The organism is Kitasatospora sp. RG8 (assembly GCF_017813315.1).
Lineage (GTDB): Bacteria > Actinomycetota > Actinomycetes > Streptomycetales > Streptomycetaceae > Kitasatospora.
The window spans coordinates 150,502-160,383 of record NZ_JAGIYX010000023.1; the positions used below are offsets into that span (position 1 = coordinate 150,502).

Annotated in this window: 8 protein-coding genes; 2 read left to right on the top strand and 6 right to left on the bottom strand. The window is 73.7% G+C overall.

Translation table 11 applies throughout. The annotated features are described in order from the left end of the window. Nucleotides 1-147 precede the first annotated feature (147 nt). Entirely contained in the window at nucleotides 148-726 is a 579-nt protein-coding gene (locus tag J5Y04_RS28940; RefSeq protein ID WP_209415344.1) for a carboxymuconolactone decarboxylase family protein, read from the top strand. Next, on the top strand, nucleotides 723-1,589 hold the full coding sequence (locus J5Y04_RS28945; RefSeq protein WP_209415345.1) for an RNA polymerase sigma-70 factor: 867 nt from the start codon (nucleotides 723-725) through the stop codon (nucleotides 1,587-1,589). Before J5Y04_RS28940 ends, J5Y04_RS28945 begins: the two co-directional genes overlap by 4 nt. A 93-nt stretch (nucleotides 1,590-1,682) precedes the next feature. Here J5Y04_RS28945 and J5Y04_RS28950 read toward each other — a convergent pair whose 3' ends face one another. The 6 genes from J5Y04_RS28950 to J5Y04_RS28975 form a co-directional block, all read right to left on the bottom strand. After that, complete coding sequence (locus J5Y04_RS28950; protein WP_307853349.1) at nucleotides 1,683-2,867, bottom strand: alpha-hydroxy acid oxidase; 1,185 nt, start codon at nucleotides 2,865-2,867, stop codon at nucleotides 1,683-1,685. Further along, a complete protein-coding gene (gene hppD, locus J5Y04_RS28955; RefSeq protein WP_209415346.1) occupies nucleotides 2,864-3,952 on the bottom strand; it encodes a 4-hydroxyphenylpyruvate dioxygenase in 1,089 nt (362 codons plus the stop codon). Before hppD ends, J5Y04_RS28950 begins: the two co-directional genes overlap by 4 nt. Before the next feature lie 139 nt (nucleotides 3,953-4,091). Then, nucleotides 4,092-4,304 (bottom strand): MbtH family protein, encoded by a 213-nt coding sequence (locus J5Y04_RS28960; RefSeq protein WP_209415347.1) that lies wholly within the window; start codon nucleotides 4,302-4,304, stop codon nucleotides 4,092-4,094. A gap of 157 nt (nucleotides 4,305-4,461) precedes the next feature. After that, nucleotides 4,462-5,790, bottom strand: a complete 1,329-nt coding sequence (locus tag J5Y04_RS28965; protein ID WP_209415348.1) for a PLP-dependent aminotransferase family protein — start codon at nucleotides 5,788-5,790, stop codon at nucleotides 4,462-4,464. 110 nt (nucleotides 5,791-5,900) lie between these two features. Continuing rightward, a complete protein-coding gene (locus J5Y04_RS28970) occupies nucleotides 5,901-7,229 on the bottom strand; it encodes a cysteate synthase (protein ID WP_209415349.1) in 1,329 nt (442 codons plus the stop codon). A gap of 138 nt (nucleotides 7,230-7,367) precedes the next feature. Further along, a partial coding sequence (locus J5Y04_RS28975; RefSeq protein WP_209415350.1) for a non-ribosomal peptide synthetase occupies nucleotides 7,368-9,882 on the bottom strand: 2,515 nt, incomplete at its 5' end.

Genomic DNA, 9,882 nt, shown 5'->3' on the forward strand with positions numbered 1-9,882 from the left:
GGCCCGGCCCGCGGGCGGTCGGCGGCGACCGGTGACGGCCGCCGTCCGGTGGTTGTCACAAGCGCGGGCCCGGCGGTGTCTTCATGTCGCACAGGCCAACCGGCCCGTCGGCCGACGGGCCGGCCGCCGACCCGACAGGAGAACACCATGACACCGCGCATCCCGAAGGCCGAACTCCCCGCCGAGCTCAGGGAGAACCTGGCCCAGCAGTTCGGCGCCGTCCCGGAGCCCCTTGAAGTGGCCTTCAACAACCCCGCGGTCGCCACGTCCAACCTGGAGTTCTCGGCCGCGATGGGCGCCTGGAACGCGGCGGACGAGGGCCTCAAGACCTTCGCGCACATGGCCGTCGCGGCACGGATCGGCTGCGGCTGGTGCCTCGACGTCAACTACTTCGTGGCGCAGAACCGGAACCTGGACCTCGCCAAGGCGAGTCAGGTGCCGCGCTGGCGGGAGTCGGAGGTGTTCACCCCGCTGGAGCGGGAGGTGCTGGAGTACGCCGAGGCCATGACGAACACGCCGCCCACCGTCACCGACGAGCTGTCGGCGAGCCTGCTCGGCCGGCTCGGCCCGGCCGCGCTGGTCGAGCTCACCGCGTTCATCGGCTTCGCCAACCTGGCGGCCAGGATCAACAGGGCGCACGGGATCACGTCGCAGGGCTACTCCGACGCGTGCGCGATCCCGCTGGCCGGGCGCCCCGAGCAGGCCCGCGTGGCGCCGACGGCATGACCGGGGACCCGTTCGTCGCCCACCGCAGTCTGCTGTTCACCGTCGCCTACGAGATGCTCGGGTCGGCGGCCGACGCGGAGGACGTGCTCCAGGAGTCCTGGCTGCGGTGGGCCGGCGCCGACCGGTCGCAGGTGCAGGACCCGCGGGCGTACCTCGTCCGGATCGTCACCCGGCAGGCGCTCAACCGTCTGCGGACACTCTCGCGCAGCCGCGAGGACTACGTCGGCGAGTGGCTGCCGGAACCTCTGCTGACCAGCCCCGACGTCGCCGAGGACGTCGAACTCGCGGAGAGCGTCTCGATGGCGATGCTGACCGTGCTGGAGACGCTCGGGCCGGCCGAGCGGGCGGTGTTCGTGCTCCGCGAGGTCTTCGAGCTCCCGTACGGCGAGATCGCCGAGGCCGTCGGGAAGTCCGCGGCCGCGGTGCGGCAGATCGCACGGCGCTCCCGTGAGCACGTAGCGGCCCGGCGGCCTCGGACGCCGGTGAGCAGGGCGGAGCAGCAGGCCGTGGTGGAGCGGTTCCTGGCCGCGCTGCGCACCGGGCGATTGCAGGAGCTGATGGAGGTCCTGGCGCCGGACGTGGTGATGATCGCCGACGGGGGCGGGCTGGTCGCCGCCGCCCTGGCCCCCGTCCACGGGGCCGGGGTCGTGGCGGCGCTGCTCGCGCGCGCGAACGAGGTGGTCGCCCGGTTCAGTGCGGCGGCGGTCTGGCTCAACGGCGCGCCCGCGGGCCGGATCGAGTTCGACGGCGAGCCGTCCGCGGTGAGCCTCGTGGTGGAGGCCGGGCGGGTCACGCGGATCTACGTGGTGCGGAACCCGCGGAAGCTGACCCGGCTGGACGATCCGGCCCAACTCGCCAGGTGACCCCGGCGCCGCGCCCGCGCCGACCGTGTTCCGGGTGGTTGCCGGCCACCCGGAACACGCTCGGCGCGGGCGGTCGGGCGCCCGGGCCGGTGTTCACCCCGCGGCGGGTGCGGAGACGTCCCGGAACGGCGTGGGGGTGAGCACGCGCAGGGACCGCGCGGCGGTGACCGAGTCGCAGCCGGCCAGCCCGAGCGCGTCCCGCAGCTCCTCGGTCAGCAGGCGCAGGACACTGCCGACCCCGGCCTGGCCCTCCGTGGCGAGCCCCCAGAACACCGGGCGGCCGACGAGCACCCCGGAGGCGCCGAGCGCGAGGGCCTTCAGGATGTCGGTGCCGGTCCGCACCCCGCCGTCCAGCAGGACCTCGCAGCGCCCGTCCACCGCGTCCCGGACCTCGCCGAGAACGGCCATCGGCGGTACGGCGCCGTCGAGTTGACGCCCCCCGTGGTTGGAGACGACGACCGCGTCCACACCGTGCTCCGCCGCCTGCCGGGCGTCGCGCGGGTCGAGGACGCCCTTCAGGACCAGCCGGAGGCCGGTGCGGCTGCGGAGCCGTTCCACGTGCTCCCAGGAGAGCGCCGCCGTCATGGCGGTCCTGGTGTGCTCCGCCACCGCCGAGGACCGGGCCTGGTGGTCGTGCGCCAGGGACGCGGCGCCGTCGCCGAGGTGGGCGGCCCGGACGTCCTGGGGAAGGACGAACCCGTTGCGGACGTCGCGCAGACGGCGCCCCATCCACGGCAGGTCCACGGTCAGCATCAGCGCCTCGCAGCCCGCCTCCTCGGCCCGCGCGACGAGGTCGAACAGGCGGGCCTCGTCCTTCAGCCAGTAGAGCTGGAGCCAGAGCCGGGCGCCCTGCGCGGCGATCTCCTCCAGCGGATGGCTGCTCAGCGTCCCGGTGACGAAGGGCACTCCGGCTTCCCGGGCGGCCCGGGCCACCGCCAGCTCGCCGTCCGGGTGGACGAGCCGGTGGTAGGCCATGGGCGCGACGGCCAGCGGAGCGGACGCCGCGCGGCCCAGCAGGGGCGACGCCGTCGAGCAGCCGGAGACGTCCCGCAGCACGCGCGGCACCACGTAGAGCTGCTCGAAGGCCGCGAGGTTGGCCTGCACGGACGACTCCGTGCCGCTGCCGCCCATGACGAAGTCCCAGACGTCCGGTGGCAGGACCGCGGCCGCGGCGCGCTCGATGTCCCGCAGGCAGAGGGGCCCGCCGGGCGCCGGGGCGGGCCCGGCCGGCCCGCGGCCCGGACCGGGGGACGGCGGGTGCGGAAGGATCGTGCTCACCGCGCGCCACCGCCCTGGCGGGTGCGTTCCAGCTCGACGGCCTCGTACAGCGCCTTGATGTTGGCGCTCCCGAAGGTCTCCGCGCCGATGCGCTCGATGACCTCGAAGAAGAGGGTGTGGCGCGCGTGGGAGGACCGGGTGAAGATCTGGAAGAGCTGGCCGCCGTGGTCCTCGTCCACGAGCAGGTTCCAGCTGCGCAGCTCCTCGATCAGGTGGTTCTTGGGAGTCACGCGATCGGCGAGGAGGTCGTAGTAGGAGCCGGGCGTGGTCAGGAACTCCACCCCGCGCTCCGCCAGGGAACGGACGGACCGCACGGCGTCGTCCACCGAGAACGCGATGTGCTGGACCCCGGAACCCTCGTGACGGGCGAGGAACTCGTCGATCTGGCCGGGCCGGGCGGTGACGTCGGGCTCGATGACGGTGAACGTCACCGTCCCCGAACCGCTGCGGGCCACCTTGGAGTTCATCGCCTGGGCGCCGACGACGATGCGCTCCTCGAAGACGTCCTCGAAGCCCAGCACGCCGCAGTAGTACTCCACGGTCGAAGCCAGCTCCCCGGCGTTGACGCAGACGGCGAAGTGGTCGATCTCCCGCAGCCCGACGGGCGGCACGACCTCGCGCGCGGCGGCGAGCGCGGCCGGATCGGCGACGAGCCCCCAGGGCAGCCGCGGCCGCGCGGGGCCGTCGTCACGGACCAGGGTGTGCACGACGTCGCCGAAGCCGCCGATGGTGGCGGCGGTCCCGTCCGGTCCCGGAGGGGTGACGGACCGCGCCCCGCGCCGGACGGCCTCGGCGTAGGCCGCGGTCACGTCGGGCACGCGCAGCGCGATGTCGGCCACCCCCTCGCCGTGGCGCCGTGTGTACGCGCCGATGGGGTGGTCCGCCGACCCGCTCTCGGTGAGGACGAGCGTGATGCCGCCCTGGACCAGGGCGGCACTCCGGCAACCCGCACCGGGGGAGGCGCCGCGGGCGACGACCTGGAAGGCGTAGCGCTCGACCCAGGCGGCCACGCTCCGGTCGAGGTCCTCCACGCATAGTTCGACGTACTCGATACCCAGGTCGCCGTAGACTGCGGACGTATTCACGTGACTCTCTCCTCAGGTGCGTGGCGGGTCCCGCCGCTGCGGCCGGACGGCCGGCGCGGGGAACCCGTGGAAACGTCGGGCGCCGCCGCCCCGCACCCGGGCCGGCGGACCGGCCGCGGCGGCGCGGGGGCGGCGCCGGTCAGCTGTTGTTCACGGCGTCGACCAGGCTCTTCGGGCGCATGTCGGTCCAGGCCTGCTCCACGTACTCCAGGCACTCCCGGCGGCCGGCCTGCCCGAAGACGGTCTCCCAGCCCTCGGGGGCGGAGATCGAGGCGGGCCAGAGCGAGTGCTGCCCCTCGGCGTTGCGCAGCACGAGGTACGGGTCGGCGTCGTTCTCGAACGGGTTCGTCACTGGTCTGTCCTCCGGAAGGTGAATGGACGATCGTCGGGGAATTCGTCAGGGAATTCGTCGAGAGATCGGGGGCGGGGGATCGCGGGGCGTGGGACCGGGGGCGCGGGTGACGGCGGCCGGTGCGGTGGCCGCCGCCCCGGTCAGGCTTCCGGCCGGGTCAGGCCGTGCCCTGCGCCTGCTTGCGCACGAAGCCGGCGAGCCTGTCCAACCCCTCGTCGATCTCCTCGGGCAGCAGGTGGCTGAAGGACAGGCGCATCACGCTGCGGGGCTCGGAGTCGGCGTAGAAGTGGTGCAACGGCGTCCACAGCACGTGGTGCTCGCGGGCGCTCCGCTCCAGCAGCTCGTCGCTGGTGGCGAAGGGGACGTTCAGGAGCAGGAAGAAGCCGCCCCCGGGGGAGTTCCAGGCCACGCCCGGCACCTGCCCGGCGCCGAAGCGGGCGGCCAGGCCCTCCTGCATCAGCCGCAGGTTCCCCAGGTACGTCTCCCGCTCGCGCTCGTTGGCCGCCCGCAGGCTGTGGCCGTGTTCGAGCAGCTTCCCGCCGATGACCGCCTGGGCGATCGGCGAGGTGTTCACCGTCGTCATGCTCTTGATCTTCGCGAGCTGGTCGGCCAGCAACCCGGCCCCGCCGTCCGGCCCGGTGACGCGCTGGTCGGCGACCGCGTAGCCCACCCGGGCACCGGGCAGCCCGGTCTTGGCGAACGAGCCCAGGTAGACCACGCGCCCCTCGGTGTCGAGGGCCTTCATCGTCGGCGGCCCGGCCGGGGCGCCGAACAGGCCGTAGGGGTTGTCCTCCAGCACCAGGAGGCCGAGCTCCGACGCCGCCTCCAGGGTCCGCAGGCGGTCCTCCCGGCTCATCCGCACCCCGGTGGGGTTGGCGAAGTCGGGCACGAGGTACAGGGCGCGCGGGCGCAGGCCCGACCCGCGGGCCCGGCGGACCACGGCGGCCAGGTCGTCCAGGTCGATCCCCGCGGCGGACTCCGCGACCGGAAGCAGCGGCATGTCCACGAGCTGCGCCGCCCCGTGCACCCCGACGTAGCTGGGGGTCACCGCCACGAGCGCGTCCTGCGGGCCGGAGCGCAGGGCCCGCAACGTCAGGTACAGCGCCTCCTGGCAGCCCACGGTGACCACCACGGACTCCGGGTCGACGACGAACCCCTCGTCGACCTCCAGGTGGGTCGCGATCAGTTCGTGGATGATGCCCTTGGTCCGCCCGTACTGCAGGAGGGTCCGCCGGACCTTCGCCTCGTCCCCGCCGAACCGCTCGGTCAGGTGCCGGCGGTAGGCGTTGATGTACCGGTGGATGTCGTCGACGTCGAAGTAGCCCTCGAAGGGGCGGCCGGCGGCGAAGGAGACCGCGTCCGGGTAGTCCTGTGCCACCTCGTTGAGGAAGTTCATCGACGCGCTCACCGGTGAGCTCAGGGAGTCGTGGAGGGTCCCGAGGTCGAGTCGCAGGGTCGTCGTGTGCTCCGTGGGCCGGTAGCTCATCGCTCCTGCCTCCTTTCTGACGGCAGGTGGGGGGCGGCGTCGGCCGGTGCCCCGGCCCCCGCCGACGGGAGCGGTCGCGGGCCGGACCCGTCCAGTGGGTGAGGGCGCACTCAGCACCCCACCGGCGTGGGAGTGAGCGGCCACCGGCCGGACGCGAAGGAGTCCAGCACCGCGGCCGCGACCTCGTCCGGGGAGGCCGTCGGGCCGACCGACCGGATCCCCGCGGACTCCGGGGTCGCGCCGGCCTCGGGGGCCCCGCCGGCGGTGGTCGTGGCGTGCAGCCTGCGGCGCCCGCCACCGGTCACGTTGAGCAGGCACCTCGCGTCGCGCGGCAGCCGCCCGGACCGGACGGCGTCACGCAGCGCCGCCACGGCCACCGCCGCGGCCGGCTCGATGTCGATGCCCTCCAACTCCTCGAACATCGCGCGTGCGGACTGCGCCGCCGCGCGGTCGGCCACCAGGACGTCGCCCGCGGTGGCCCGCAGGATGTCCCGCACCCCGCCGTGCACGTCGTACGGAGGCGTCGAGTTGGCCAGCTCCGGCGCGTAGGGATCGGCCTGCGCGCCGCCGTCGGCCGGCCCCGGCTCGCCCCTCCAGGCCCGGCCGAGCGGTGCGAAGTCCGCGTTCTGGCACAGGAGCATCCGCGGAACCGACTGGCCGGCGGCGGCTCCGGACGCCAGGATCCGCTCGGAGGCCTCGTACGTGGCGATCGCCCCTGCGCCGCTTCCCACCGCCTGGACGTAGAACTCCGGGAGGGTGCCCATCTCCTCGAAGGCGGTCAGGGCGATGACACCCAGGCCGTCGCGGCGGGCGACGTTGCGGACGCCGCCCTCGGGGAAGAACCCGGGGGTCGAGGCGACGAGCTTCCGGCTGAAGTCGATCACGTCGTTGTACGTCGCGCCCCGGAGCGCCACCACCCGCACGTCCGCGGAGCAGCCACCGGCCGCGGCCACGACGGGCGCGGCCCGGTCCGGGACGACGAGCAGGCGCGGGACGCCCGGGCCGTGCGCGGCGGCGAAGGCGGCAGCGGTGTTGCCCGCCGACGCGACCACCATCACGCCCGCCTGCTGCGGGGTGCGGCCGAGCACCGTGTACGCCTCGAGCTCCTTGAAGGAGCCCGACACCATCCGGCAGCCCCGTTCGGGCCAGTAGCCGCTGAAGGACACCCAGAGGTCCGTCAGCCCCAGCTCCCTGCCGAGGCCTTCGCTGCGGTACACCGCCGGGCGGCTGGAACCCTCGATCTCGCGGCGGACCGGGAGCCAGGAGCGGTAGCGGAAGACGCCGGACGCCTCCGGGGCGACGGTGAACGACGACGTCGCGTACTCCGTACGCAGCAGGGAGCCGTCCCCGCACCGCGGGCAGCTCATGCGCAGCCCGTCGTCGGCACTGCGCCAGTCACAGCCGGTACACGCGATCAGATAGGGATCACCAGGATCCACGCGACGTTCCTTTCATTTCGAACGATGTCCTGCACGGCCGAGTCCGGGTGCGAGGCCGGGGCCGGGGCGGGAGGCGGAGCCCGACATCGGCTCCGGCCCCGGCCCCGGGCCGCTCGGTGGTGACTCGGTTCTCTCCTGCTACCTGCGCATCGGCCGCAGTGCAGGCCTCGTCCCCTTCCGGGGGTCGAGCTTGCCCGTGAGGGTGGCGACGGTCGGAGCCTCGAAGAGGGTGCGGATGGTGAGTTCGACGCCGAGTTGCGCGCGGATGCGCGCGACCAGGCGGGTGGCCAGGAGGGAGTGCCCGCCGAGGTCGAAGAAGTTGTCGTCCACCCCGACCCGGTCCAGGCCGAGGATGTCGGCGAAGGCCGCGCAGAGCAGCTCCTCCTGGGCCGTGGACGGTCCGCGCCCGGTGGAGGCGGCGGCGTAGACCGGGGCGGGCAGAGCCCGCCGGTCGAGCTTGCCGTTCACGGTCAGCGGGAGGGCGTCGAGGACGACGACCGCTGCGGGGACCATGTACTCGGGCAGGTGCCCGGACGTGAAGGCACGCACGGCCGAAGCCAGTTCGGCGGCGCCGTCGTGGCCGGCGGCCGGGACGACGTAGGCGACGATCCGCCTGTCGCCGGGGGCGTCCTCGCGGACGACCGCGGCGGCGTGGGCGACGGCGTCGTGGCCGGCGATGACCGCCTCGATCTCGCCGAGCTCGATGCGGAAGCCGCGGATCTTGACCTGGTCGTCCGCCCGCTCGACGAACTCCAGGTTCCCGTCCGCCCGCCACCGGGCCAGGTCGCCGGTGCGGTACATCCGCTCACCGGGCTCGCCGAAGGGGCAGGCGACGAAGCGTTCCGCCGTCAGACTCGGCCGGTTGAGGTAGCCGCGGGCGAGCTGGACGCCGGCGAGGTAGAGCTCACCGGCCACACCCGGCGCGACGGGCTGGAGGGAGGCGTCGAGGACGTGGACGCGGGTGTTCCAGACGGGGCGTCCGATCGGTGCGCTCGGCCCGGTGTACGCGGTCTCCCTCGTGTGGGGCCAGGCGGTGACGTCGATCGCGGCCTCGGTGGGCCCGTAGAGGTTGTACAGGCCCGCGCCGAGCAGAGCGGAGAACTGCTCGCACAGCTGCGCCGTGAGCGCCTCCCCGCCACTGAACACGGTCGTCAGACTGGTGCAGGACGCGGCGGCGGGCTCCTGGAGGAACACCTGGAGCATCGACGGAATGAAGCTCGCGACGGTGATCTGCTCGGCGTTGATCAGCTCGGCCAGGTAGGCCGGGTCGCGGTGCCCGTCCGGCTTGGCCACGACCAGGGTGGCGCCGCAGGTCAGCGGACCGAAGAACTCCCAGACCGAGACGTCGAAGCCGTACGGCGTCTTCTGGATCACCCGGTCGGCCGGGCCGACCCCGTACTCGGACTGCAGATAGACGAGCTGGTTGGCGATGCTGCGGTGCGAGAGGGCCACGCCCTTGGGGGTTCCGGTGGAGCCGGAGGTGTAGATGACGTAGGCGGGGTGTTCGGGCAGCAGGCCGGGCTGGGGGGCGTGTCCGGGGCGGTCCGTGAGCAGTGCCTGCGTGCCGGGGTCGTCCAGGACGAGGCGGGGGAGGTTCTCGGTTTCGGGGAGGAGGTGGCTGGTGGGGGTGTGGGTGAGCACGCACTGCGGGGCCGAGTCGCGGAGCATCTGGGTGATGCGTTCGGCGGGGTACTGCGGGTCGACGGGGACGTAGGCGGCGCCGGCCTTCACGGCGGCGAGCAGGGCGAGGACCATGTCGGTGGAGCGCTCCATGAACACCGCGACGCGGGACTCCGGGCCGACGCCCTGCTCGGTGAGCAGGTGGGCGAGTTGGTTGGCCCGGGCGTCGAGTTCGGCGTAGGTGAGGCGGGTTCCTTCGAAGACCAGCGCAACGGCGTCCGGGGTGCTTTCGGCCTGCGCGCTCAGCAGCTCCGGCAGCGTCGCCCCGGCGATCGGGCGGGCGGTGTCGTTCCACTCGACGAGGACGCGTTCGCGTTCTGCGGCCGAGAGGATCTGGACCTGGCCGACGGGGTGGGAGGGGTGGGTGGTGACCGCGTCGAGGACCCGGACGAAGCGTTCGGCGATGGCCTCGGCGGTGTCGTGGTCGAACAGGTCGATCGCGTAGCCGAGTTGACCGTTGATGCCGTGCGGGCGGGCGTGGCTGTCGAGCGCCCTGCCGAGGGGCTCGGCGACGGCTCCGTCGAGGGGCTCGGCGAAGGTCTCGGGGAAGGGCTCGGCGAAGGTCTCGCGGAGGGTGAGGGCGAGGTCGAACTTGGCCGGGGGCTGCGGGCCGGGCAGCACGCTCGTCCGCAGGCCCGGGAGTTCGAGGTCCGGGTCGGTGTTGTTCTGGAGGGCGAGCATGACCTGGAAGAGGGGGTGGCGGGCCATGGAGCGGGCGGGGGCGAGTTCTTCGACGAGGCGTTCGAAGGGCACGTCCTGGTGGGCGTAGGCGTCCAGGGCGCGTTCGCGGACCCGGTTCAGGACGTCGGCGAAGGTGGGGTTGCCGGAGACGTCGGTGCGCAGGACGAGGGTGTTGACGAAGAACCCGACGAGGTCGTCGAGGGCTTGGTCGGTGCGGCCGGCGACGGGGGTGCCGATGGGGAGGTCGTCTCCGGCGCCGAGGCGGGAGAGGAGGACGGCGAGTGCGGCCTGG